Consider the following 23,565-nt stretch of genomic DNA (forward strand, 5'->3'; position numbering starts at 1 on the left):
CCCGCACAACCCCCGTCTGTCGCGCCTTTTCCGCCTTTCCATCGGCGGTATCGCCCTCACGTTGACCGCCTCAGCCGGAGCGGTCACCCTCGGGTCCACGGCGGCGCAGGCGACGGCGGACGGTCCCTCCGAGATCCTGGTCAACAGCGCGGCCGGCGTTTCGGAGAAGGCCGAAAGCACCACGAAGACCGCCACTCGGGCCACGACCACGGCGAAGGCCAAGGGCAAGGGCAAGACCAAGCTGAGTAGGGCGGCACTGCAGAAGGTCCGGGCCGGCAAGGCGGTCTCGGCGGCGAAGAAGCAGATCGGCGATCCGTACCGGTGGGGAGCCTCCGGTCCCGGAGCGTTCGACTGCTCGGGGCTCGTCCGATACGCCTGGCGCAAGGCGGGCGTGTCCCTCCCCAGGGTCACGCACAGCCAGTACAGGTCGATCAGGAAGAAGGTCTCGTGGAGCAAGTTGCACCCCGGTGACCTGCTGTTCTTCAGCGGGAAGGGCCACGTCGGCATGTACGTCGGCAAGGGCAGGATGGTCCACTCGCCGAGCAGCGGCAAGACGGTTCGCATCGTGAGGCTGGCGGGCTACTACAGGTCCTCCTTCGCCGGAGCGGTGCGACCCGGAGCCTGAACCCGCGTCCGGGCACGGAGCCCGGGGCCCGCGCGCCGAGCGCGGAACCCGAGACCCGCGCCTGAGCACGGCGTCCGAAGTACGGCGTCCGAGTACAGGAGCCCGAGCCCGCGTCCGGGCACGCGCCCGAAGGCACGTGCCCGAGCACGGAAAAGCGGCCCCGGCCCTCCCCGCGGAGGGCCGGGGCCGCTCCATGCCGGTCGAGTACCATCGGCTCGTATGTCCGTCCCGAAAGGGCGCCGCGCCGTGCTCGCCGGGATGCTGGCGCTGATGAGCGCCGGTCCGTTCGCCGGGACGGGACCCCTCCTGGCCGGAGCCGCCCCGCTCCCGCGCGTCCCCCGCCACCTTTCCCCGTACGACGCCGGGACCCTCCCGGACGCCACCCCGAGCCCGCGCGACCTCCGAGACCTGTGGCCGGGCGCCGCCGTCACCGTCCGGGGTGAGCACTCCCTCGTGATCGGCCACGGCGTCCCGGCCGCCGTCCTGCGGGATCTGGCGGCCAGGGCCGACCGGGCCCGCGCGACGATCGCGGAGATCTGGGGGCCGGTCTTCGCGGTGATTCTCTTCCCCGCCACCGACGCCGAGGCCGCGGCGCTCGCCGGGGCCGGGAGCACCCACGGGCTGGCCGCGATGGCGACCGCGGACCGGGTGATCGTCCTGCCGTCGGGATACGCCAGGCTCACCGCGACCGGCAAAGACGTGGTGATCACCCACGAGCTCGCCCACGTGGCCACCGGCGCGACCCGCGGCGGGCGGGTGCCGATGTGGCTGTCGGAGGGCTTCGCCGACTACGCGGGCTACCGCGACGCCGGGATCGCGGTGCGCACGGCCGCCGCCGAGCTGGCCGCCGAGGTGCGCTCGGGCGTCCTGCCCGGCCGCCTCCCGGCCCCGGCCGACTTCGCCCCCGGCGCGCCGCGGCTCGCGCAGGCGTACGAGGAGGCGTGGCTCGCCTGCCGGTTCGTCGCGGAGCGCTTCGGGGAGAAGGCCCTGGTGAGGCTCTACGGTAGCGATGTCGGGAGCGCACTCGGGCTGCCGGTGGCCGAGTTCACCGGAGCCTGGCGCGACTACCTCAGGAAGGAACTCACGTGACGCTGAGCACGACGGACGCGCCCTCGGGCGTGCGGCCGGCGGGGGGGGCGCTGGCCGGCCTGGGGGTGGCCACGCTGGCGGTCGTGGCGTTCACCACGCCCTGGAGGACGTTGGCGGAGGGGGCTCCGGCCGTCGCCCCCGACCCGGCCCGCGACTTCACCCCCGAGCAGATCGCCAGGGCCGAGACGTTCGACGCGCTGGTGAGCCTCCCCGGCTACCTGTCGCTCGGCCTGACGCTGGTCGTGGCGGGGGTGCTGGTGGCCACCCCGCTGGGCGCGCGGCTCGCCGGCCGGCTGCCGGGGCCGTGGTGGCTGCGGGCGCTGCTCGGCGTGCTGGTGCTGTCGGTGGCCGTGGCGATGCTGCGCTGGCCCCTGGGGATGTGGTCGGAGAGCTACCTGCGCGACTTCGGGCTGTCCACCCAGGCCTGGCCGGCGTGGGCGGCCGACCGGGCCAAGAGCACCGGCATCGGCGCCGCACTGACCGCGATCATGGTGGTGGCGGTGATCGCCCTGGCGCGGCGCTTCCGGCGCTGGTGGATCCCCGCGGCGGCCGGGGCGTTCGTCCTGACCGTGGCCGCCTCCTTCGCCTACCCGGTGCTCGTCGAGCCGGTCTTCAACGACTTCAGGCCGCTGGAGGCCGGGCGGCTCCGCGACGACCTGCTCGCCATGGCCGCCAGGGACGGCGTGCCGGTCGAGAACGTGCTCGTCGCCGACGCCTCCCGGCGGACCACCGCGCTCAACGCGTACGTCTCCGGATTCGGCGCGACCCGCAGGATCGTGGTCTACGACACGCTGCTCCGCGCGCCCGCCGACGAGGTCGAGCTGGTGGTCGCGCACGAGCTGGGCCACGCCAAGGCGGACGACGTGCTGTGGGGCACGCTCGTCGGCGGCCTGGGCGCGGCGTTCGGGGCGTGCCTGCTCTACGTGGTGACCTCGGCACCGGGCGTGCGGCGCCGGGCGGGGGTCACCTCGCTCGGCGACCCGGCGGCGGTGGGGCTGGTCATGGGGTTGCTGAGCCTGGCCACGGTCCTGTCGGGGCCGGCCCAGAACCTGGTGAGCAGGCATATCGAGGCCCGCGCGGACGTGCACGCGCTGGACCTGACCAGGGACCCGGCGACGTTCGTGGCGATGCAGAAACGACTGGCAGTTACTAATATTTCGGATTTGTCGCCCGATTTCATCGAATATGTACTTTATGCATCGCATCCCACGGCACCGCAGCGCATCGCCATGGCGCGCTCCTGGGCCAGGCTGAACGGCCTCCCCGAACCGTGAACCGCACGCTGGTCGTCACGAACGACTTCCCGCCCCGCGCCGGGGGGATCCAGTCGTTCGTGTACGGTCTCATCGCCCGCCGCCCGCCCGGCTCCGTCGTCGTCTACGCCCCCCGGTGGGCCGGCAGCGAGGCCTTCGACCTGCGCCAGCCGTACCCCGTCGTGCGGCACCCCACCTCGCTGATGCTGCCCACGCCCGCCGTGGCCCGCCGGGCCGCCGGGCTGGTCGCCGAGTTCGGGTGCGACACCGTGGTCTTCGGGGCGGCGGCGCCGCTCGGGCTGATCGCGCCCAGGATGCGCGAGGCCGGGGCCCGCCGCGTCGTCATGGTCACCCACGGCCACGAGGCGGGCTGGACCGGGATCCCGATCGGCCGCCGGGTGCTCGCCAGGATCGGGGCGAACGCCGACGTGGTCACCTACCTCGGGGAGTACACCCGGCGGAGGCTGGCCGGGGTGATAGCCGAGGACAAGCTGGTGCGGCTCGCACCCGGCGTCGACACCGGGGTGTTCCACCCGGGGGCCGGGGGAGGGCGGGTACGCGCGGAACTCGGCCTGGGAGAGCGGCCGGTGGTGGTCTGCCTGTCCAGGCTGGTGCCGCGCAAGGGCCAGGACACGCTCCTGCGGGCCTGGCCCGGCGTGATCCGGGACGTGCCCGGCGCGGTGCTCCTGATCGTCGGCGGGGGCCCGTACCGCAGGACCCTGGAACGGCTGGCCCGGCCGTTGGGCGGTTCGGTCAGGATCACCGGCCCCGTGCCCGAGGCGGAGCTGCCCGGCCACCTCGCCGCGGGCGACGTGTTCGCCATGCCGTGCCGCACCCGCCTGGGCGGCGTCGACGTGGAGGGGCTCGGCATCGTCTACCTGGAGGCCTCCGCCAGCGGCCTGCCCGTGGTGGCCGGCTCCTCGGGCGGCGCCCCCGACGCCGTGCTGCGCGGGGAGACCGGCCTGGTCGTCGACGGCACCCGCCCCGACGAGGTCGCGGCGGCCCTGGTCGGCCTGCTCAAGGACCCGGCCGGGGCGCGTGCCATGGGGGAGCGCGGGCGGGAGTGGGCGGCGCGGGAGTGGAGCTGGGAGCTCGCGGCCTCCCGCTTCGCCCGCCTCCTGGAGCCCGCGGAGACCCCTTAGCCGGTTGGACGGTACGGGCCGGCTCGTCCGTCGCGAAGACTCCCGGCGTACCCGGCCCGTGGAGACCCCTCAGCGGTAGAGGGAGTCGACCTGCTTGGCGAAGTCGCGCATCACGATGTTGCGCTTGATCTTCAGGGTCGGGGTGAGGTGCCCGCTCTCCTCGCTGATGTCGATGTCGAGGACGGTGAACTTCTTGATCTGCTCGGCCTTGGAGACGAACCTGTTGGCGTCGTCCACCGCCCGCTGCACCTCGGCGACGATGGCCGGGTCGGAGCTGAGGCCGGCGAGATCCATCCCCGTCTTCCCGTTGGCGGCCTTCCACTGCTCCAGGGCCTCGACGTCGAGCGTGATGAGCGCCGCGACGAACGGCCTGTCGTCGCCGACCACCATCGCCTGGCTGATCAGCGGGTGGGCGCGGATGTGGTCCTCCATCGGGGCCGGGGCGACGTTCTTGCCCGCGGCGGTGACGATGATCTCCTTCTTGCGTCCGGTGATGCGGAGGTAGCCGTCCCTGTCGAGTTCGCCGATGTCGCCGGTGTGGAACCAGCCGTCCGCGTCGATCGCCTCGGCGGTGGCCTCGTCGTTGTTCCAGTAGCCCAGGAAGACGTGGCGGCCCTTGACGAGCACCTCGCCGTCCTCGCCGATGCCGATGGTGACGCCGGGGAACGGCTTGCCGACGGTGCCGATCTTGTTGGCCCCCGGCATGTTGACCGAGGACGGCGCGGAGGTCTCGGTGAGGCCCCAGCCCTCCAGGGTCTCGATGCCCACGCCCCGGAAGAAGTGGCCGAGCCGCTCGCCGAGGGCGGAACCGCCGGACACCGCCGTCGTCAGCCTGCCCCCGGTCGCGGCGCGGATCTTGCCGTAGACGAGCTTGTCGAACAGGGCGTGCTTGAGCCTGAGGCCCAGTCCCGCGCCGCCCGCCGACTCGGCCCTGCTCCAGGCGACGGCGGTGTCGGCCGCGGCGTGGAAGATCTTCCCCTTGCCCTCGGCGGTCGCCTTCTGCTCGGCGCCGTTGTAGACCTTCTCGAACACGCGGGGCACGCCCAGCAGGAACGTGGGCTTGAAGGCCTGTAGGTCGGGGGCGACGTTCTTCATGTTGGGGGTGTGCGCGAGGATCGTGCCCGTCTCGATCAGCACGACCTCGATCATGCGGGCGAAGACGTGCGCGAGCGGCAGGAAGAGCAGCCCCGCCCTGTCCTCCACGGTGAACAGGCGCTCCAGCGGGCCCTTCGCGACGTTCTTGGCGGTGAACAGCAGGTTGTCGTGGGTGAGGCTGCAGCCCTTGGGCCTGCCGGTGGTGCCCGAGGTGTAGACGATGGTCGCCAGGTCGGCGATGCCGCGCCCGGTCCTGCGCTCGGCGAGCGTGTCGTCGGTGATCTCGGCGCCGAGCGCGGTGAGCTCGTCCAGGGCGCCGCTCTCGATGCGCCAGACGTTCTTGAGGCCGGGCAGGCCGGACGCGTCCTCCCTGATGGTCTCCTCGTGCGACTCCAGCTCGGCGAACACGGCCTTCGCGCCGCTGTCGGAGATGATCCAGGCGGCCTGGTCGGCCGAGGAGGACTCGTAGATCGGCACGCCGACCGCCCCCGCGGACCAGATCGCGTAGTCGATCACGGTCCACTCGTAGCGGGTGCGCGACATCAGGGCCACCCGGTCGCCGGGCTCCACCCCCGCCGCGATCAGGCCCTTGGCCACCCCGGCGACCTGGTCGCGGAACTCACGGGCGGTGACGGCGATCCAGTCGTCACCGACCTTGCGGCGCAGGGCGACGACGTCGGGCTCCTCCTCCGCACGCCGGAACACCGTGTCGGTGAGGTTGGCGGAGGCGGGGACATCCACCAGCACGGGGACGCTGTACTCGCGCACGGGTCGCTCCTGGAGACGCACGATCGATGGGCTGCCTGGAAGTTATCGCGATAAGTTACGTCTGGGTAAATTCGTCACCCAGGCGTTATCAAGAGTGATTTCACCGTAGCAAGTACCGTCGCGCCGGACCGTCGGCCGCGCCGTGTGCCTCCCCGTCGCGCCCGCGCCCTGCGAGGTTCATCACATATGGCGGTATTCGTTGGTGGTTAGGATGTCCGACATGCGGGTTCACGTCGTCAGCGACGTTCACGGGAGAGCCGACGCCCTGGCCCGCGCGGGAGACGGCGCCGACGCGCTGATCTGCCTGGGGGACCTGATCCTGTTCGTCGACTACGACGACCACTCCCAGGGCATCTTCGCCGAGCTCTTCGGGGCCGAGCGGGCGGGGGAGTTCATCGCGCTGCGGACGGCCAAGCGGTTCGACGAGGCGCGGGCCATGTCCTCCGGGCTGTGGGCCTCGCTGGAGGGCGACCCGCGCGACCACATCGAGCGCTCCGTCCGGCGGCAGTACGGCGAGATCTTCGCCGCGATGCCGACTCCCGCGTACATCACCTACGGCAACGTGGATCTGCCGACCTACTGGCCCGAGTACGTCCGGGAGGGCCACCACGTGCTCGACGGCGAGACCGTGGAGATCGGCGGTCTCCGGTTCGGCTTCGTCGGGGGCGGGCTGCGCACCCAGTACCGGACCCCGTACGAGATCGACGACGAGGAGTTCGCCCGCAAGGTCGAGGCCGTCGGCGAGGTCGACGTGCTCTGCTGCCACATCCCTCCCGCGATCCCCGAACTGCTCTACGACGTGGTCGCCCGGCGCTTCGAGCGGGGCAGCGAGGCCACCCTGGAGGCGATCAGGCGGACCCAGCCGCGCTACGCCCTGTTCGGCCACGTGCACCAGCCCCTCGCCGCCCGCACCCGGGTCGGCAGGACCGAATGCCTCAACGTGGGGCACTTCCGGAACAGAGGCGTTCCCTACGTCCTGGAGTGGTAGCCGTACCGGAGCGACGGACGCGTGAGGTGTCCGCTTCGTGCCACCGCTTCCTGTCACCGTGGCGGCCACGCCCGGCCCCTCCGGGACGTACGCGGACGATCGTGAAGCAGTACGGTTGCCCCATGGCTGATCGCACCACCTCCAGCATCACGATCGGCGCGGACCGGTCGACCATCATGACGGTCATCGCCGACTTCCCCTCGTACCCGGAGTGGGCCGGCCAGGTGAAGGCCGCGCGTGTCCTCTCCACGGGGGAGGACGGCCGGCCCGCCACGGTCCGGTTCGTCCTCGACGCGGGCGTGATCAGCGACGAGTACACCCTCCGCTACACCTGGCACGGCGACGAGTCCGTCGACTGGAACGTCGCCGAGGCGGGAAAGATGGTCTCCGGGCTCACCGGGAGTTATCGTCTTGCCGACGCGGGCGGCGGCACCGAGGTGACGTACGAGCTCGCCGTCGATCTCAAGGTCCCGATGATCGGCATGATCAAGCGGAAGGCGGAGAAGGTCATCATCGACACCGCCCTGAAGGGGCTGAAGAAGCGCGTCGAGACCCCATGAGCACGAGGGGGCCGGGCGCTTGGCACGGCGCGGTCGCGGAGCGGAGCCCCGCGCCCTTGGGCCGGGAGGCGGTGTGAGCAGGGTCCTGCTCTTCACCGGCAAGGGCGGCGTCGGCAAGACGACCGTCGCCGCCGCCACGGCCACGCTCGCCGCCCGGTCCGGGCTCAAGACCCTGGTGGTCTCCACCGACACCGCCCACTCGCTGGCCGACGCCCTCGACGTGCGGGCGGGCGGGGAGCCCACGGAGATCGCGCCCGGCCTCTCCCTCTACCAGGTCGACACCCAGCGGGCGCTGGAACGCCAGTGGGGCGAGCTGCGTGACTACGCCAGGGGCGTCTTCGCCGAGCTCGGCCTCGACGAGGTGACCGCCGAGGAGATCACGGTGCTGCCCGGCGCCGAGGAGGTCATCGCCCTCCTCGAACTGCGCGAGCAGGCGCACACCGGGCTGTGGGACGTCATCGTCATCGACTGCGCCCCGACCGCCGAGACGCTCCGGCTGCTCGCCCTGCCCGAGGCCCTCGACTGGCACGTGAACCGGCTGCTGCCCATCGGCAGGCGGCTGCTGAGCACCCTCTCCCCGCTGGTCCGCCGCCTGGCGCAGGTCAGCGTGCCGGAAGACCACGTGATCGGCGCCGGGGAGCGGCTCCACCGGGGCCTGATGGAGGTGCGCGAGCTGCTCACCGGACCCGGCGCGAGCGTCCGGCTGGTGCTCACCCCCGAGGCCGTCGTGCTCGCCGAGGCCCGGCGCACGCTGACCTCCCTCAGCCTGTACGGCTACCGGGTGGACGCGGTGATCGCCAACCGCGTCTTCCCCTCCGAGGGCGCCGACCCGTGGCGGCAGAGGTGGGTGCGGGCCCAGGCCCGTCACCTGGCCGAGGTCGAGGAGTCCTTCGCGCCGCTGCCCGTGCACATCGTGCCGTACCTGGAGGCCGAGCCCGTCGGCCTTGACGCCCTCGCCGCCGTCGCCGAGGCCATGTACGGCGAGGGCGACCCCTTCGCCCCGCCCTCCGTCGACCCGCCGCTGCGGATCACCGCCGACGGCGAGCTGATCCTGGCCCTGCCGCTCGCGGACAAGGACGAGGTGGATCTGGCGCGCAAGGGTGACGAGCTGATCGTCAACGCGGGTTCCTACCGCCGTGTCCTGGCCCTGCCCGTCGCGCTGGCCCGCAGGCCGGTGCGGGACGCCGCGCTCCGAGATGGGTTTCTCCGGGTACGGTTCGAATCGGGAGGGCCTGATGACCGATAACACGAACGACGCAGAGAAGACCCCGAAGCCGCGCGCGCCGAGGAGGCCACGGAAGACCGCCGACGCCGTGACGCCACCGCCCGAGGCCGGAGGCGTCGAGGGCGCCGAGGGCACCGCGACCGCCGGAGGCGCCGGGGGTGCCGAGGACGCCGGTAAGGCCCAGAAGGGCCGACGTACCGGGAAGACGGCCCAGAAGGGGCGGAGCGCGGAGCCGGTCGGGAAAACCCCGAAGGGCCGGCGTACCGGAGCGTCCAAGTCCGTCGAGTCCGTCGAGTCCGTCGAGTCCGTCGAGTCCGTTGTGCGGGTGGAGCGGGTGGAGGCCGTCGAGCGGCCGGAGGACGCCGGGGAGCCCGCGCGGGCCGAGCGCGTCGAGAAGGTCGCGCGCCTGGAGGTGGTCGAGGTGGAGGTCGTGGCCGAGGCCGCGCCCTCCGAGCAGGCCCCTCGTGCCGAGCACACCCCGGACCCCGCCCAGACCCCGCGTACCGAGCCGGCCCCGGGTTCGGAGCGGGCCGGGCGCGACGCGCGCGCCGAGTGGTTCGAGCGCGCCGAGCGGGTCAGGCGCGAGGAGCGGGCGACCGGATGGACCCCGTGGACCCGGCCAGGCGACCGCGTCGAGCCCGCGGGGCGCGACAAGGCCGCCGCGGCCGAGGAGCGGTCTCGGGATGAGCGGTCTCGGGATGAGCGGTCTCGGGATGAGCGGTCTCGGGATGAGCGGTCTCGGGATGAGCGGTCTCGGGATGAGCGGTCTCGGGATGAGCGGTCTCGGGATGAGCGGTCTCGGGATGAGCGGTCCCAGGGCGGCAAGGACCCGCTGGGCGCCGCCGCCGAGGAGGCGTTCAAACTCTTCGACACGCTGCAGCGGAAAGCCACCAAAGAACTGCGCAAGAATCTGATCAAGGGCACGATGACCGGTTTCGGCAGCGCGCTTTCCGGTGGTGGGCGAGGAAGAAGAGAGCGGGACGTGTGGGAGGAGGCGGTCTCGGAGCATGAGGAGTACATCTGCCGGGCCTGCCCCGTCTGCCGCGCGATGGCCGCGCAGCGTGAGTCGGGCGGTGCCGTCACCGACCACCTCATGCAGGCGGGCACCGAGCTGTTCGCCGCCTTCAAGTCGGCCGTCGACGGACTCGGCAAGCCCGCGCCCGCGCAGCGGGAGCGGGAGCGCGAGCGAGGAGACACCCCTGTGGAGCACATCGACCTGGGGTGAGCCCAGGGGGAGAGGATGAACGGACAATGGCGCTGACCATCGGTGTGGACATTGGCGGTACGAAGGTCGCGGCGGGAGTCGTCGACGAGGACGGCCAGATCATCGAGCATGTTCTGCGGCCCACCCCGGCGGAGAATCCGGACCGGGTCGCCCACACGATCGGTGACGTGATCCTGGAACTCTCCAAGGGCCGGGAGATCGAGGCCGTAGGTCTCGGCGCGGCCGGGTTCGTCGACGAGACCAGGTCCATTGTCCGCTTCGCCCCCAACCTCGCCTGGCGCGAGGAGCCGCTGCAGAGGAAGGTCTCCGACATGGTCGGCCTTCCCGTGGTGGTGGAGAACGACGCCAACGCGATGGCGTGGGGCGAGGCCAGGTTCGGTGCCGGTCGCGGCGAGACCCACCTGGTCTGCGTGACCGTCGGCACCGGCATCGGCGGCGGCATCGTGTTCGACGGCTCCCTCTACCGGGGTCGCTGGGGTATGGGCGCCGAGCTCGGCCACATGCAGGCGGTCCCCGACGGACGTCTGTGCGGGTGCGGCAACCTCGGCTGCTGGGAGCAGTACGCCAGCGGCAGCGCCCTGGTCAGCGAGGCCAGGATGATCGCCGAGGCCGAGCCCGACCGGGCCGTCAAGCTCCTGGAGATCGCCGGAGGAACGCCCGACCAGATCGAGGGCCAGGAGGTCACCGAGGCCGCCAGGCAGGGCGACCCGGCCGCGCTGGCCGCGTTCTCCTCGATGGCCCGCTGGATCGGCCAGGGCCTGGCCGACCTCGCCGCCGTCCTCGACCCGGGCTGCTTCGTCCTCGGCGGCGGCGTCTCGCGTGCCGCCGACCTGTGGATCGACGAGACCCGCGAGTTCTACAACACCCATCTGAGCGGCCGGGGGCACCGCCCGCTGGCCGACATCCGCTGCGCCGAGCTCGGCGCGGCGGCGGGTGTGGTGGGCGCGGCGGATCTCGCCCGCAGGCGCTGACCGCCTCCGGCGCGTACCGGCCGCCCGCATGCCGATCGGGGCGGGTGGCTGGTACGTCCGGTGATGCGCGGTTATCCTCGCGGCACGCGTCGCGAAGTGAGGTGGCCGTGGTGCTCAGGATCGCCAGCTACAACGTGCGCTCCATGAAGGACGACGTCCCGGCGCTGGGGCGGGTGGTCGCCGCGCTCCGCGCCGACGTGCTCTGCGTGCAGGAGGCCCCCCGGTTCCTGTGCTGGCGCCGCAGGCGAAGGCGGCTGGCCGCCTTCGGCGGGCTGACCGTGGCCGCGGGCCGCCGCAGGGGCGGGGTCGCCGTGCTGACCGGCCCCGGGGTGCGGCTGCTGCACGGGGAGGGCCGTCTCCTGGAGCCCTTCTTCCCCCTGGAGCGGCGCGCCATCGCGATCGCCGTGGTGGAGTCGGAAGGACGGCGGGTCGCCGTCGGCTCCATCCACCTGGATCTCGACGAGACCGCCCGGCGTCACCACGCGGCCGAGGCGATGAGGCTCCTGCGGGAGGTGGCCGACCGGTTCGACGCGCTGCCGGTGCTGGCCGGAGACATCAACGAGCAGTCCGGCCAGCCGAGCTGGCGGCACCTCACCGAGCGGCTGACCGACTGCTACCCGGTCTCGCCGCGCGGCGACGGCTTCACCTTCCCCGCCAGGGGCCCGCACAAGCGGATCGACGCGATCTTCGCGATGGACGGCCTATCCGTGGTCTCCTGCGGCGGGGTCGACGCCGACCCCGCCGACCTGGTGGCCGCCACCGACCACCTGCCGGTGATCGCTGATCTGGACCACCCGCGCCCCGAGGCCGGAGACCGTCCGGGCCCGGCCGCGGGCGCCGATCCCGGTACGACCCCGGTGAGATCATCCGGTGTCGGCGACCACCCGGGCGCCACGCCGGGGGAGCCCGATCCCGACCCTCCCGGGGAGCCGGGAGAGCCGGGAGGGCGGGAGTTTCCGTGACGGGGGCGGAGTGTCTTTCCAGATCGCGCGGGTCAAGTGGGGAGACCGGCATGCGGGGAGCGGACGAGCCCCGTACCATTTGAAACATGACCCGTCGCCTTCCGCGGCGTGCGCTGGTTCTCTGCGCGGGAGGCCTGCTCCTGCTGTCCTCGCAAACGTTCCCAGCCCACGCCGATCCCGTCAGCCCGCCCGCGGCCGAGGCATGGCAGGCTCCGGTCAGCGCGGGCCTGAGCAGTGACGGGTCCCTGTCCGACGTGGCGGGGGTCTCGGCCACGAGCGTGTGGGCGGTCGGCCAGCAGAGCGTCTGGGACGTCTGGCAGAGCCGCGGCGCGATCACCCACTGGGACGGCACCTCCTGGAACGAGGTCGGCATCCGCAACGACCCGACCGGTGCCGGCCCCCTGCGTTCCGTCGCGGCGGCCTCGGCGACCGAGCTGTGGGCCGTCGGCGAGGGGCACGACGGCCTCCCCTACCTGGCGAGGGGAGACGGGTCGTCCTTCGACAGGGTCATCGTCGACAAGCTGCACTCGGGCGACTGGCTGGGCGGGGTGGCGGCCGTTCCCGGCCGGGTGGTCGCCGTCGGGCGCCGCGACAAGCTGCCCATGGTCGTGACCGGCACCGGCTCGAAGTGGAAGCTCACCCAGCTGCCCGACAGGGGCGCGCTGTACGGGGTGGCGCTGTCGGGCAAGAGCGACGGGTGGGCGGTGGGCGACACCGGGGGCAAGCCGTTGATCATGAGGCAGTCCGGCGGGCGCTGGAAGACCCACAAGGCGCCGGAGATTCCCGGCGGCTACCTGCGTGACGTCCACCTCGACGGGCCCAAGCGGGCCCTCGCCGTCGGGGGCGTCTACCGGGAGAACGGCGGGATCGTCCCGCTGGCCCTGTCGTGGAACGGCAAGAAGTGGTCCCGGGTGTCCCTCCCCGACGGTGACGTCCGCCTGTACGGGGTGACGGGCGACCGCAAGGGGCACTTCTGGATCTCGGGTGTCGACCTGGAGCGGCCGGGCGAGGCCTTCCTGCTCCGATACGACGGGCGTACGGTCAAGGCGCTGCGCGGTCCGGAGACCGCCGCCCCCCGGACGGTGAGGCTCCAGTCGGTGGCGTACCTGCCGGGCACCGACACCGTGTGGACCGTCGGCCACGTGGTCGACGCCTCCGGCAAGTACACCGACGTGATCGAGCGCTTCGGCAACCCGGACCGCGCCAAGTCGTAGCCAGGGCACGGTCTGCCCGGTGATCGGGCACGACCGTTCCGGGCGATCGAGGACGGTCCGATCGAGGATCGGGGATCGGGGACGGGCGCGGCCGACGCCCCGCGCCGACGGCCGCGGCCGGACGAACCGCTCAGATGACCGCGCCGTCGTCCCAGCCGGAGTCGTTGGGCGGGCCGTCGCCCATCCGGACCACCAGCGCCACGAAACCGCCGATGAACGCGGCGACCGCGGTGAAGAGCATCCATCCCTGGAGGTTCCAGCTGAGCGCGGCGCTCAGCAACAGGTAGGCGGGACCGCCGAACAGCGCCAGCCAAGCGATCTTGGTGGTGGCGTCGGTCTTGGGCAGGGGAGGTGGGGGCGGAGGCACGTAGTGGCCCTCTTCGTCCTCTCCTTCGGACTGTTCCGTGCCGGTTTCGGCCTCGTCGGCGGGGTCGTCCTCACGCAGGAGGTCTTCCTCGTCCGACTGTTTGATCACCCGTCGCGGAGGCTCGGCCGGAAGGTTCTCGCTGTCCGGCCACGGCTGATCTGCCGAGTCGCGCTCGGCGGTGTCGTTGAAGGACGCGACGATCTGACGCCAGACCTCGTCCTCATCGCTTTGAGGTGTCACCTAGTTGGGCCCGTTGTTCATCGGCCGATCACTTTCTCCCGGAGACCGCGCATCCCCCGCTCGCGATCAGTCTCTCTGCAAGGGTACAGACGCGTTCGAGGTGATGAACTCCAGGCTCCCCGCAAAGATCCGATCAGCATCGTTGTCAAGCGTCGCGACGTGGTAGCTGTCGGCGAGCTCCACCACATTCAGATTCCCCCCGGTCAGCCTCTCACGCAGAATACGCACACTCACCGGTTTCACAACATGATCCTGCGGACTATGGAAAACCAGGACAGGTTGCGTGATCTTACCCAGCTCCGACCGGGTCAGCGACCACAGCCGCAGGAGGGTGGCCGCGGCCTTGACCGGCGTACGCGTGTAGCCGAGCTCGGCCGCCCCCTCCTTCTTGATGTCCCCGGCCACGCCGGGCACCGACGCGATCACGAACTTGAGCAGCGGCGCCAGCCTGAGCAGCGGCGCGTCGTTGACGATCGAGGGGTTGACGACCACCAATCCCTTGATCCCGTCGCCGTGCACCTCGGCCAGCCGCAGCGCCATGCACCCGCCGAGCGACAGGCCCATGACGAAGACCTCGGCGCAGCTGCCGCGCAGGTCCGCCAGGGCCTTGTCCAGCTCGGCGTACCAGTCTTCCCAGCGGGTGCGGGCCATCTCCCGCCAGGTGGTGCCGTGGCCGGGCAGCCTCGGCAGCGCCACCGTCATGCCCGCCGCCGCCAGGTACTCGCCCCAGGGGCGCAACGACTGTGGCGATCCGGTGAAACCGTGGCAGAGCAGGACGCCGACCTGTCCCCCCGCATGGTGGTACGCCTCCGCACCGGGCATGACTGGCATCGCGGCTCCTAGTAAGGTTCGCCCGATCGTCGCACGACTGGGACGTGTTTTGCGAGAGGTCGATTTGGGTGGTTCGGTGGGGTAGGTGGCCGGGATCGGAAGTGGGAGGATAACTCCAGGTCCCCGCCTGCCGATCGAAGGAGCATCGAGTGTTCTACTGGGTGGTCAAGGCCATCCTCTCGCCCCTACTCCATCTGATTTTCCGCCCGTGGGTGGAGGGCGTGGGGAACGTGCCGAAGCAAGGGCCGGTGATCCTGGCCGGAAACCACCTGTCGTTCGCCGACCACTTCTTCGGGGCGCTGTTCCTGCGGCGCAAGGTGATCTCTCTCGGCAAGTCCGACTACTTCACCGGCCGCGGTCTCAAAGGGCTGATGAGCAGGGCCTTCTTCAGCGGTGTCGGCACCGTCCCCATCGACCGCTCCGGAGGCAAGGCCAGCGAGGCGGCGTTGCGCACCGGCAAGCGCATCCTCGAGGAGGGGCACGTGCTCGCCATCTACCCCGAGGGTACGCGTTCCCACGACGGCCGCCTCTACAAGGGCAAGACCGGTGTGGCCCGCCTGGCGCTGGAGTCGCGGGTGCCGGTCGTTCCGTGGGCGATGGTCAACACCTTCGAGATGATGCCCTCGGGCAGGGCCCTGCCCAAGCTGGGCATCCGCCCCGGGGTGAAGTTCGGCAAGCCGCTCGACTTCACCCGTTACTACGGGATGGAGGAGGACCGCCTCGTCCTGCGCGCCGTCACCGACGAGATCATGTACGCGCTGATGGAGCTCTCCGGCCAGGAGTACGTCGACAAGTACGCCGCGAGCGCCAAGGTCGAGGCCGCCCGCGCGGCCAAGGGGGCGAAGGAGGCCGCCAGACAGGCCGCCAAGGAGGCGCGCAGGCGTCCCTGACCGGGCGGAGGCGGGATCAGGGGGCCGACTCGCGAATGATCAGCTCGGGCTGGAACATGATCTGCTGATGGGCGTGCGACTCGGGATTGTCGCACTCGTCCAGCAGCAGCTCGGTGGCGACCCGGCCCAGCCGGTGGGTCGGCTGCCGGACGGAGCTGAGCGAGACCGCCGACGCCGAGGCGAAGTCGATGTCGTCGTAGCCGATGAGGGAGATGTCCCGGGGGACCCGCACGCCCGCCTGGAGCAGACCGCGCAGCATGCCCAGGGCCAGCAGGTCGTTCGCGCAGAACACGGCGTCGGGCAGCCGTCCCCCGGCGATCATCTTCTCCGCCGCCTGCTGCCCCGACCTGGCGTTCATCGCGTTCACCGCGATCTCCTCCAGGGTCTCCCCGGGGTCGCGGCCCGCCGCGGCCAGCGCCCGCTCCGCGCCGATCAGGCGGTCGGCGCACGGGCGGATGGTGAGGGGGCCGGTGACGTAGGCGATCCGCTCGGCCCCGGTGGACAGCAGGTGGGAGACCGCGAGCGAGCCGCCGGTGATGTCGTTGACCGCCACCGAGCACTGGTCGGCGCGTTCGGCGGGGTGGTCGACCAGCACCACGCTGATGCCGCGCTCCTTGAGCTGGTCGAGTTTGGCCAGGTTCGCCCCGGCGGGCGTGATGAGCACCCCGCGGACCCGCTGTTCGGCGAAGACCAGCAGGTTGCGCTCCTCCTTGAGCCGGTCGCCCGAGGAGTTGCCCAGGATCACCGCGTACCCGCGCTCGCTGGCCACCTCCTCGACCCCCGCCGCCACGTCGGTGAAGAAGGGGTTGCCGATGTCGATGACCGACAGGCCGACGGTGCGGCTGTGCCCGGCCCGCAGGCTGGAGGCGGAACCGTGCCGGACGAACCCCAGATCGCGGATGGCCTCCTCGACCCGGGCGCGCGTGCTCTCGGCGACCTTCTCCGGGCGGTTGAGCACGTTGGAGACCGTTCCGGGGGACACCCCGGCCCGTGTCGCGACTTCCTTTATGCTCACCGAACTCATGTGCATTGATTAAAACGTAACAACCGTTGGTCCGCCAGTCAGGCTGGTATTTTCGGCCCGCTTGACGGCTTTCGGCCCGTGATCCGGTGTGACGGCGTTGACAGTGTCGTGAGTGTCCCATAGCTTTTTCACCGTCTTTAAAACGTTTTTAAGAAGATCCAGCCCCGTCGCGTCCCGGTCTCCCGTGAGGGCCCCGCCGGATGTCCGCGGGAGATGACAGGTGGACGAGTGAGCGGAGAGGTGTCATGACGTCGCCGGTTGAGGAACTGCTGCAGCGGTCGCGCGCGCTGGGGGCCGATCCGCGGAACACCAATTTCGCGGGAGGCAACACCTCGGCCAAAGGGACGGCGACCGACCCGGTGACCGGGACTCCGGCCGAGGTGATGTGGGTCAAGGGGTCCGGGGGAGACCTGGGCACCCTGGCCGAGCGCGGTCTGGCGGTGCTGTGGCTGGACCGGCTGCGGGCGCTGACGGGGGTGTATCCCGGGGTCGGGCGCGAGGACGAGATGGTCGCGGCGTTCGGCTTCTGCGCCTTCGGCACGGGCGGCGCCGCGCCGTCGATCGACACCGCGATGCACGGCCTGGTGGACGCGGCGCACGTGGACCACCTGCATCCGGACGCGGGGATCGCGATCGCCACCGCCGCCGACGGCGAGTCGCTGACGACGCGGATCTTCGGGGACCGGGTGGTGTGGGTGCCCTGGCGGCGGCCGGGCTTCCAGCTGGGGCTGGACATCGCGGCGATCAAGGCGGGCAACCCCCGGGCGATCGGATGCGTCCTGGGCGGGCACGGCATCACCGCCTGGGGCGACACCTCGGCCGCCTGCGAGGCCAACTCGCTGGAGATCATCCGCACCGCGGAGGCGTACATCGCCGAGCACGGCCGGGCGGAGCCGTTCGGGCCGGTGCTCGCCGGGTACGAGCCGCTGGACGAGGAGGCGCGGGCCGGGCGGGCGGCGGCGCTGCTCCCCGTGGTGCGGGGCCTGGCCTCCACCGACGCCCCGCAGGTCGGCCACCACACCGCCACCGGCGAGGTGCTGGACTTCCTGTCGCGCGAGCGCCACCCCGAGCTGGCGGCGCTGGGCACCTCCTGCCCCGACCACTTCCTGCGGACCAAGGTGGCCCCGCTGGTGGTGGACCTGCCCGCCACCGCGCCGATCGAGGACGTGATCGCCCGGCTGCGGGAACTGCACGCCGGTTACCGCGAGGAGTACGCGGCCTACTACCGGCGGCACGCCGTGGAGGGCTCGCCCGCGATGCGGGGGGCCGATCCGGCGATCGTGCTGGTGCCGGGCGTGGGCATGTTCTCCTTCGGCAGGGACAAGCAGACCGCGCGGGTGGCCGGGGAGTTCTACGTCAACGCGATCAACGTGATGCGCGGCGCGGAGGCGCTCTCCTCGTACGCGCCGATCGAGGAGAGCGAGAAGTTCCGGATCGAGTACTGGGAGCTGGAGGAGGCCAAGCTGCGCCGGATGCCGCCCGCGCGCCCGCTGGCGACGCGGGTGGCCGTGGTGACCGGCGGCGGCTCGGGCATCGGGGCGGCGACCGCGCGCAGGCTGGCCGCCGAGGGGGCGTGCGTGGTGGTGGCCGACCGCGACCTCGGCGCCGCGCGCGAGGTGGCCGCCGAGCTGGGCGCGAGGGCGTACCGGCCGGAGGACGTCGCGGTCGCGGTGGAGGTGGACGTCACCGACGAGGCACAGGTGGTCGCCGCGATCCGGGAGGCGGTGCTGGCGTTCGGCGGGGTGGACCTGGTGGTGAACAACGCGGGTCTGTCGCTGTCGCGCTCGCTGCTGGAGACCACGGTGGCCGACTGGGACCTGCAGCACGACGTGATGGCCCGCGGGTCGTTCCTGGTCTCGCGGGAGAGCGCCCGGGTGATGATCGCCCAGGGGATGGGCGGGGAGATCGTGTACATCTCCTCCAAGAACGCGGTGTTCGCGGGCCCCGACAACGTGGCCTACGGGGCGGCCAAGGCCGATCAGGCGCACCAGGTGCGGCTGCTCGCGGCCGAGCTCGGCGGGTACGGGATCCGGGTCAACGGGGTCAACCCCGACGGGGTGGTGCGCGGGTCCGGCATCTTCGCCTCGGGGTGGGGGGCGAACCGGGCGGCGGTGTACGGGGTGGAGGAGGAGAAGCTGGGCGAGTACTACGCGCGGCGCACCCTGCTCAAGCGCGAGGTGCTGCCCGAGCACGTGGCGGGGGCGGTCTTCCAGCTGACCCAGCTCACCCAGACCACCGGGCTGCACATCCCGGTCGACGCGGGTGTCGCGGCGGCCTTCCTGCGCTGAACCCGTCTTCTTTTGTCCGGCTCCTGTCCCGCCGGACGGGAGCCGGGGGCATTCCTGTTTCCTGGTTTCTGAGAGGGGATCGTATGCAGCCGGCACCGGGGACCGGACAGCCCACGCGGTCCGGACAGCACGGGCGGGCTGGGCGGACCGGGCGGTACGCCGCGGTCGACCTCGGCGCGTCGAGCGGCCGGGTGGTCGTCGCCGAGATCGGACCGGACACCCTGGAACTGCGCGAGGTGCACCGTTTCGCGAACGTGCCCGTCCGGGCCGGTGGCACGCTGTACTGGGACATCCTGCGGATCTACCGGGGCGTGCTGGACGGCCTGCGCGCGGCGGGCCACGTCGACGGCATCGGGATCGACTCCTGGGCCGTCGACTACGGGCTCCTGGACGACAGTGGCGCGCTGCTCGGCAACCCCGTCCACTACCGTGACGCCCGTACCGAGAAGGCGGCCAGCCAGGTCCCCTTCGAGGAGCTGTACGCCCGCACGGGCATCGCCCGCCAGCCGTTCAACACCATCCACCAGCTCGCCGTGGAGCCCCGGCTGTCCTCGGCCTCGACACTGCTGCTCATTCCCGACCTGATCGCGTACTGGCTGACCGGGCAGGTCGGCGCGGAGCTGACCAACGCCTCCACCACCCAGCTGCTCGACGCCAGGACCCGCCGGTGGGACACCGCGCTGGTGGGCGGCCTCGGCCCCGCGGCCAGGGTCCTGCCGCCGATCCGGCGTCCCGGCGAGGTGATCGGCCCGCTGGCGCCGGAGGTCGCGGCCGAGATAGGGCTCTCCCCGGACACCCGGGTCATCGCGGTCGGCTCCCACGACACCGCCTCCGCGGTGGCGGCGGTCCCCGCGAGGAGTGAGCGGTTCGCCTACATCTCCTGCGGCACCTGGTCGCTGGTCGGCGTCGAGCTGGACCAGCCCATGATCAGTGAGGAGGGGCGGCGGGCCAACTTCACCAACGAGGCGGGCATCGACGGCACCGTACGCTACCTCCGCAACGTCACCGGGCTGTGGCTGTTGCAGGAGTGCATCCGCACCTGGGAGTCGGAGACCGCTCCGGCGGAGATCCCGCCCGGCACGGAGCCGTCCACCGGGTCGTTCACCAGGGCGTCGACCGAATCGTCCACCGAGCCGTCCACGGGGGCGTCCGCCGGGTCGCTCGAAGGGCCGCCCGCCGGGGCTTCGCCTGCCGAGGCGCCGGGAGGGCGGGTCGATCTGGAGGGGCTGCTCCGGCAGGCCGCCCGGGAGGAGCCGTTCCGGTCGGTCGTGGACGCCGACGACCCGATCTTCCGCACGCCCGGTGACATGCCCGGACGCATCGCCGACTTCTGCCGCCGTACCCGCGTCCCATGCCCGTAGCCGCCGGATCCCCTGCCGCACATCTCGGGGGATCCGGTAGCGGACACCTGCCAACCCTCCGGTGAGAACAGGCCGGATACCCGCTTGCCCTCAGCGGGATCAAGCCGGGCACCTGTCAGTGGGAACCAAGGTCGGACGCCCGCTCACCCCTAGGCGAAAACAGACTGCACGTCCGACTCACCCTTCGGCGGGAACGGGCCGGCCGAGCAGCGTCTCCGTGGACGGGATCCCGGCATCGGGACGAGGTTCGTAACGCTCCAGGTGCTGGGTGCGCCGGACCAGGGCGCGCAGGTCGGCGAGGGTTCCGGAGACGACCCCGTCCGCTCTGGCCTGGACCAGGACGTTGCCGATCGAGGTGGCCTCGACGGGCCCCGCGACCACGGGGAGGCCGCAGGCGTCGGCGGTGAGCCGGCAGAGCAGCGCGTTGTGTGAGCCTCCCCCGACGATGTGGATCGTGTCCACCGCCCGGCCGGTGAGCCGCCGGGCGTCCTCGATCGCCGCCCGGTGGGCCAGCGCCAGGGAGTCGATCACGCAGCGGACGATCCGGGCGCGGGTCTCCGGCACGGGCCCGCGCGGTGGCCGGTCAGGGCCTCACGGGGCGCCCGCCCCCGTGAGGTGGGCGCGGATCTGGCGGATGTGCTCCGGGGTGGTACGGCAGCAGCCGCCGACGAAGGCGGAGCCCGCGGCGGTCCACCCGGCCGCGGCCTCTCCGAACTCCACCGGGTCGGCCAGCCCGAGCCAGCGCCGGTTCGCCGAGTCCCAGACCTCGCCGGAGTTGGGGTAGACCATGGTGGGCTTGCCCTTGATCTGCGAGATCAGGCTGAGCACGTGGCGCGGTGCCGTGCAGTTGACGCCGATCGCGATCACCTGGGGGTTCCCGGCGAAAAGACCGGCAGCCATCTTGAGCGGGGTGCCGTCGTTGATGTGCTCGCCGTCGCGGCAGGAGAAGCTCACCCACGCCCGCATCCCCGGTGTCTCGGCGAGCAGCCGCCTCAGCGCCCTGGCCTCGGTGTAGGACGGGATGGTCTCGCAGGCCATCAGGTCGGCCTCGCTGTCGGCCAGGATGTGCCAGCGGTCGCGGTGCCAGTCGGTCAGGCCGTCCTCGTCGAGGTCGTAGTCGCCGGTGTACTCGGCGCCGTTGGCCAGGTATGCGCCGTACGGGCCGACGCTGGCGGCCACGGTGCCCGAGCCGTGGGCGTCCCTGGCCTGGGCGGCCAGGTGCACGGAGAGCAGGATGAGGTCCTCGGCCTCGGCGGCGCTCAGGCCCCGCCGTACGAAAGCGGGGATGCTCGCCTGGTAACTCGCCGTTATCGCCACCTCTGCACCCGCGGCGAAGTAGTCGAGATGCGCCTGCCGGATCACAGAGGGGTTCTCCAACAGGAGTTTCGCCGACCAGAGGTCGTCTCGCAGGTCCGCGCCCAGCTCCTCCAAATGGGTGGCCAGGCCGCCGTCCAGAATCACCATCCCGCTACTTTATGTGTAGCGGCCGGGGATGGAACCCCGCTCTTCACGCCCTCGTCCCCGCGCTGTCCCATATCGGCCCCGCGGGCATCTTCGTCGCGTACGGTGATCCGCGCCCGCGCGAAGGCCGTATCCGCGAAGGCCGTCGCGATCCGCGCCCGTGGGAGGGCCGTACCCGGGGAAGGCCGCTATGGTCCGCGCTCGTGCGAGGGCTGTACTTGTGAAGGCTGTCATGGTCCGCGTCCGTGCGAGGGGCGTCGTATTCGCGAAGGCCGTCGCGCCGACGACCGCTCCGCCGTGCCCGCCGCGCCGTGGACTCCGCCTCGCTCCCGTGAAACGGCGGAAGGCAGGTCCACTCATCGCATCCCGCTGTCGTCCGAACCGGCTCGCCACCGAGTAGATGCCTGTGAGGCTTCAGGACGGAGATCGCGAATGGACGACGGGTTCGACGGTTATGTGGCGACGCGTTACGAGCGGCTCCGACATACGGCGTATCTGCTCACGGGGAACAGGGCGACCGCCGAGGATCTCGTGCAGACGGCGCTGGCCAAGGCATGGGTGGCGTGGCGGCGAATCGAGGGCGATCCCGACCCGTACGTGCACCGGATCATCGTCAACACCCATGCCTCCTGGTGGCGCAGGAAGTGGCGCGACGAGGTGCCCGCCGAGCACCTTCCCGAGCGCGCCGATCCGCGGGACTTCACCGCCGAGGTCGGCAGTCGCCACGTGCTCTGGAAGGCGATCGGCGGCCTGTCGAGGCGGCAGCGCGCGGTCATCGTCCTGCACTACTTCGAGGAGCTCACGCTCGCGCAGTGCGCCGACGTGCTCGGCTGTTCCCTCGGCACGGTGAAGACCCAGCTCGGCCGGGCGCTGAGACATCTCCGCGTTCACCCGGAGATGCAGATGACGGGAGTACGACGATGACCCACACCGAAGAAGAGCTGCGCGCGGTGCTGGCCGAACGCGTCCCCGGCGGCCCTCCCGACATGCGGGAGATCGTGCGGCGGGGGCGCGGGATCAGGCGGCGCAGGGCCGTGGCGGGCGTCGCGCTGGCGGGGGCCGCCGCGATCACCGTGGCCTTCCCGGCCCAGGGGCTTTGGACGGGCCTGGAACCGGTGGAGAAGAAGCCGCCGATGACGGCGGCGGTCTCCCCGTCGTCCGCGCTGCCCCCCGAGAACAGAACGCCCACCTATTCGGCCCCCCTGATCGCGTCGTACGGTTCCACGACCATGCCCGCCGGAACGACGGTCACGTTCCAGCCATTGAGCCTCTACACCTCGTACAAGGTCGTATGCGCTGATCCGAAGGCGTTGGTGGTGATCCGGTCGGCTCGTGGTGGTTCGGTCAGCAGTTGTGGAAAGGACGGCGCGAACGTCTCCAGCAACAAGGAATCGGCGAGCCCCGACTGGTTGGAGCGGCCGCAGAGCTTCAAGGTCTGGGTTCTGCCCGGTGACAGGTCGACCCGCCGTGCCGGTCCGCTCAGAACCGCGTATGACGGCTGCAAGGTGGCCAGGAAGGAGCTGGGGCTGTGTGACGGCAAGTACGTGATGGCGGCGTTGCTCCGGCCCGGGGTCATCGAACGGCTGACCGCCGAACTCGGGCGGCGGCCGGGGCGGTGGGAGGTCGGGGTCTACGACCGGGCAGGTCTGACCGCACCGCCGTGGCCGATCCCGACGAGGACCGTCACCGTCGAACCGGACGATCGAACGGGCACGACCGCACGGCCGGAGCCGATCCCGACGAGGACCGTCACCGTCGAACCAGACGATCGGGTGGGCGCGACCGCACCGCCGAAGGCGACTCCGACGAGGACCGTCACCGTCAAACCGGACGACCAGGTGGAAACAACCGCACCGACGGAACCGATTCCAACGAGGACCGTCACCGTCGAACCGTAGAGACGGTGACGGTGAGACCGCCCGCCGACGGATCCGGGGCCCGGCCCGAAGCGTGGTCTTCGCGCCCTGGGGCGGTCTCGTGACCGTT

General features: G+C 71.7%; 22 protein-coding genes. 16 read left to right on the forward strand and 6 right to left on the reverse strand.

Features of this window, described 5'->3' with window-relative positions:
- Positions 1–61: 61 nt before the first annotated feature.
- The 4 genes from OG587_RS20970 (at position 62) to OG587_RS20985 (ending at position 4,109) form a co-directional block, all read left to right on the forward strand.
- A complete protein-coding gene (locus OG587_RS20970; protein ID WP_329092814.1) occupies positions 62–625 on the forward strand; it encodes a C40 family peptidase in 564 nt (187 codons plus the stop codon).
- A gap of 219 nt (positions 626–844) precedes the next feature.
- Positions 845–1,714, forward strand: coding sequence for a hypothetical protein (locus OG587_RS20975; protein WP_329092815.1), 870 nt, complete (start codon positions 845–847; stop codon positions 1,712–1,714).
- Positions 1,711–2,988: a M48 family metallopeptidase gene (locus OG587_RS20980; RefSeq protein ID WP_329092817.1), complete on the forward strand. Its 1,278-nt coding sequence runs from the start codon at positions 1,711–1,713 to the stop codon at positions 2,986–2,988. Before OG587_RS20975 ends, OG587_RS20980 begins: the two co-directional genes overlap by 4 nt.
- On the forward strand, positions 2,985–4,109 hold the full coding sequence (locus OG587_RS20985) for a glycosyltransferase family 4 protein (RefSeq protein ID WP_329092819.1): 1,125 nt from the start codon (positions 2,985–2,987) through the stop codon (positions 4,107–4,109). Before OG587_RS20980 ends, OG587_RS20985 begins: the two co-directional genes overlap by 4 nt.
- 69 nt (positions 4,110–4,178) lie before the next feature.
- On the opposite strand, the gene OG587_RS20990 is transcribed toward OG587_RS20985, so the two are convergent.
- Positions 4,179–5,972: an AMP-dependent synthetase/ligase gene (locus OG587_RS20990; RefSeq protein WP_329092821.1), complete on the reverse strand. Its 1,794-nt coding sequence runs from the start codon at positions 5,970–5,972 to the stop codon at positions 4,179–4,181.
- Between the two features lie 220 nt (positions 5,973–6,192).
- Between OG587_RS20990 and OG587_RS20995 the strand changes: the two genes are divergently transcribed.
- From OG587_RS20995 to OG587_RS21025, 7 genes are all read left to right on the forward strand, one after another.
- A complete protein-coding gene (locus tag OG587_RS20995; protein WP_329092823.1) occupies positions 6,193–6,960 on the forward strand; it encodes a metallophosphoesterase family protein in 768 nt (255 codons plus the stop codon).
- A gap of 122 nt (positions 6,961–7,082) precedes the next feature.
- Entirely contained in the window at positions 7,083–7,520 is a 438-nt protein-coding gene (locus tag OG587_RS21000; protein WP_329092825.1) for an SRPBCC family protein, read from the forward strand.
- 73 nt (positions 7,521–7,593) lie between these two features.
- Complete coding sequence (locus OG587_RS21005) at positions 7,594–8,766, forward strand: ArsA family ATPase (protein ID WP_329092827.1); 1,173 nt, start codon at positions 7,594–7,596, stop codon at positions 8,764–8,766.
- On the forward strand, positions 8,756–9,970 hold the full coding sequence (locus OG587_RS21010) for a hypothetical protein (protein WP_329092828.1): 1,215 nt from the start codon (positions 8,756–8,758) through the stop codon (positions 9,968–9,970). Before OG587_RS21005 ends, OG587_RS21010 begins: the two co-directional genes overlap by 11 nt.
- 26 nt (positions 9,971–9,996) lie before the next feature.
- Positions 9,997–10,941, forward strand: a complete 945-nt coding sequence (locus OG587_RS21015) for an ROK family glucokinase (protein WP_329092829.1) — start codon at positions 9,997–9,999, stop codon at positions 10,939–10,941.
- 110 nt (positions 10,942–11,051) lie between these two features.
- Positions 11,052–11,903, forward strand: coding sequence for an endonuclease/exonuclease/phosphatase family protein (locus tag OG587_RS21020; RefSeq protein WP_329092830.1), 852 nt, complete (start codon positions 11,052–11,054; stop codon positions 11,901–11,903).
- An 86-nt stretch (positions 11,904–11,989) separates the two neighbouring features.
- A complete protein-coding gene (locus OG587_RS21025; RefSeq protein WP_329092831.1) occupies positions 11,990–13,117 on the forward strand; it encodes a hypothetical protein in 1,128 nt (375 codons plus the stop codon).
- 130 nt (positions 13,118–13,247) lie between these two features.
- Here the strand turns inward: OG587_RS21025 and OG587_RS21030 are convergent, their stop codons facing one another.
- Positions 13,248–13,724 (reverse strand): hypothetical protein, encoded by a 477-nt coding sequence (locus OG587_RS21030; protein WP_329092833.1) that lies wholly within the window; start codon positions 13,722–13,724, stop codon positions 13,248–13,250.
- Positions 13,725–13,790: 66 nt separating this feature from the next.
- Positions 13,791–14,555: an alpha/beta hydrolase gene (locus tag OG587_RS21035; protein WP_329092834.1), complete on the reverse strand. Its 765-nt coding sequence runs from the start codon at positions 14,553–14,555 to the stop codon at positions 13,791–13,793.
- Between the two features lie 149 nt (positions 14,556–14,704).
- Between OG587_RS21035 and OG587_RS21040 the strand changes: the two genes are divergently transcribed.
- Positions 14,705–15,445: a lysophospholipid acyltransferase family protein gene (locus tag OG587_RS21040; protein WP_329092836.1), complete on the forward strand. Its 741-nt coding sequence runs from the start codon at positions 14,705–14,707 to the stop codon at positions 15,443–15,445.
- Positions 15,446–15,461: 16 nt separating this feature from the next.
- On the opposite strand, the gene OG587_RS21045 is transcribed toward OG587_RS21040, so the two are convergent.
- Positions 15,462–16,469, reverse strand: a complete 1,008-nt coding sequence (locus OG587_RS21045) for a LacI family DNA-binding transcriptional regulator (RefSeq protein WP_329092838.1) — start codon at positions 16,467–16,469, stop codon at positions 15,462–15,464.
- A gap of 200 nt (positions 16,470–16,669) precedes the next feature.
- Between OG587_RS21045 and OG587_RS21050 the strand changes: the two genes are divergently transcribed.
- Both OG587_RS21050 and OG587_RS21055 read left to right on the forward strand, forming a co-directional pair.
- Positions 16,670–18,757: a bifunctional aldolase/short-chain dehydrogenase gene (locus OG587_RS21050; protein WP_329092840.1), complete on the forward strand. Its 2,088-nt coding sequence runs from the start codon at positions 16,670–16,672 to the stop codon at positions 18,755–18,757.
- Between the two features lie 83 nt (positions 18,758–18,840).
- On the forward strand, positions 18,841–20,118 hold the full coding sequence (locus OG587_RS21055) for a rhamnulokinase (RefSeq protein WP_329092842.1): 1,278 nt from the start codon (positions 18,841–18,843) through the stop codon (positions 20,116–20,118).
- Positions 20,119–20,295: 177 nt separating this feature from the next.
- Here OG587_RS21055 and OG587_RS21060 read toward each other — a convergent pair whose 3' ends face one another.
- The gene (locus tag OG587_RS21060) at positions 20,296–20,682 is read right to left on the reverse strand and encodes an FGGY-family carbohydrate kinase (protein WP_329092844.1); all 387 of its coding nucleotides are present in this window, start codon (positions 20,680–20,682) and stop codon (positions 20,296–20,298) included.
- Positions 20,683–20,709: 27 nt separating this feature from the next.
- Complete coding sequence (mmuM, locus tag OG587_RS21065) at positions 20,710–21,582, reverse strand: homocysteine S-methyltransferase (RefSeq protein ID WP_329092846.1); 873 nt, start codon at positions 21,580–21,582, stop codon at positions 20,710–20,712.
- A 429-nt stretch (positions 21,583–22,011) separates the two neighbouring features.
- Here mmuM and OG587_RS21070 point away from each other — a divergent pair, with 429 nt between their 5' ends.
- Together OG587_RS21070 and OG587_RS21075 are read left to right on the forward strand one after the other, a co-directional pair.
- A complete protein-coding gene (locus OG587_RS21070; protein ID WP_329092849.1) occupies positions 22,012–22,503 on the forward strand; it encodes a SigE family RNA polymerase sigma factor in 492 nt (163 codons plus the stop codon).
- Entirely contained in the window at positions 22,500–23,477 is a 978-nt protein-coding gene (locus tag OG587_RS21075) for a hypothetical protein (protein WP_329092851.1), read from the forward strand. The genes OG587_RS21070 and OG587_RS21075 overlap by 4 nt, the downstream gene beginning before the upstream one ends.
- Positions 23,478–23,565 lie beyond the last annotated feature (88 nt).

Source organism: Streptosporangium sp. NBC_01469 (assembly GCF_036227305.1).
Lineage (GTDB): Bacteria > Actinomycetota > Actinomycetes > Streptosporangiales > Streptosporangiaceae > Streptosporangium.

What these genes read in the sequence shown, in the direction of transcription:
- OG587_RS20975 (WP_329092815.1), top strand. Translation starts at nt 845, where the DNA reads ATGTCCGTCCCGAAAGGGCGCCGCGCCGTGCTCGCCGGGATGCTGGCG.
- OG587_RS20995 (WP_329092823.1), top strand. Translation starts at nt 6,193, where the DNA reads ATGCGGGTTCACGTCGTCAGCGACGTTCACGGGAGAGCCGACGCCCTG.
- OG587_RS21000 (WP_329092825.1), top strand. Translation starts at nt 7,083, where the DNA reads ATGGCTGATCGCACCACCTCCAGCATCACGATCGGCGCGGACCGGTCG.
- OG587_RS21010 (WP_329092828.1), top strand. Translation starts at nt 8,756, where the DNA reads ATGACCGATAACACGAACGACGCAGAGAAGACCCCGAAGCCGCGCGCG.
- OG587_RS21015 (WP_329092829.1), top strand. Translation starts at nt 9,997, where the DNA reads ATGGCGCTGACCATCGGTGTGGACATTGGCGGTACGAAGGTCGCGGCG.
- OG587_RS21025 (WP_329092831.1), top strand. Translation starts at nt 11,990, where the DNA reads ATGACCCGTCGCCTTCCGCGGCGTGCGCTGGTTCTCTGCGCGGGAGGC.
- OG587_RS21035 (WP_329092834.1), bottom strand. Translation starts at nt 14,555, where the DNA reads ATGCCAGTCATGCCCGGTGCGGAGGCGTACCACCATGCGGGGGGACAG.
- OG587_RS21045 (WP_329092838.1), bottom strand. Translation starts at nt 16,469, where the DNA reads ATGAGTTCGGTGAGCATAAAGGAAGTCGCGACACGGGCCGGGGTGTCC.
- OG587_RS21050 (WP_329092840.1), top strand. Translation starts at nt 16,670, where the DNA reads ATGTCCGCGGGAGATGACAGGTGGACGAGTGAGCGGAGAGGTGTCATG.
- OG587_RS21055 (WP_329092842.1), top strand. Translation starts at nt 18,841, where the DNA reads ATGCAGCCGGCACCGGGGACCGGACAGCCCACGCGGTCCGGACAGCAC.
- mmuM (WP_329092846.1), bottom strand. Translation starts at nt 21,582, where the DNA reads ATGGTGATTCTGGACGGCGGCCTGGCCACCCATTTGGAGGAGCTGGGC.
- OG587_RS21070 (WP_329092849.1), top strand. Translation starts at nt 22,012, where the DNA reads ATGGACGACGGGTTCGACGGTTATGTGGCGACGCGTTACGAGCGGCTC.
- OG587_RS21075 (WP_329092851.1), top strand. Translation starts at nt 22,500, where the DNA reads ATGACCCACACCGAAGAAGAGCTGCGCGCGGTGCTGGCCGAACGCGTC.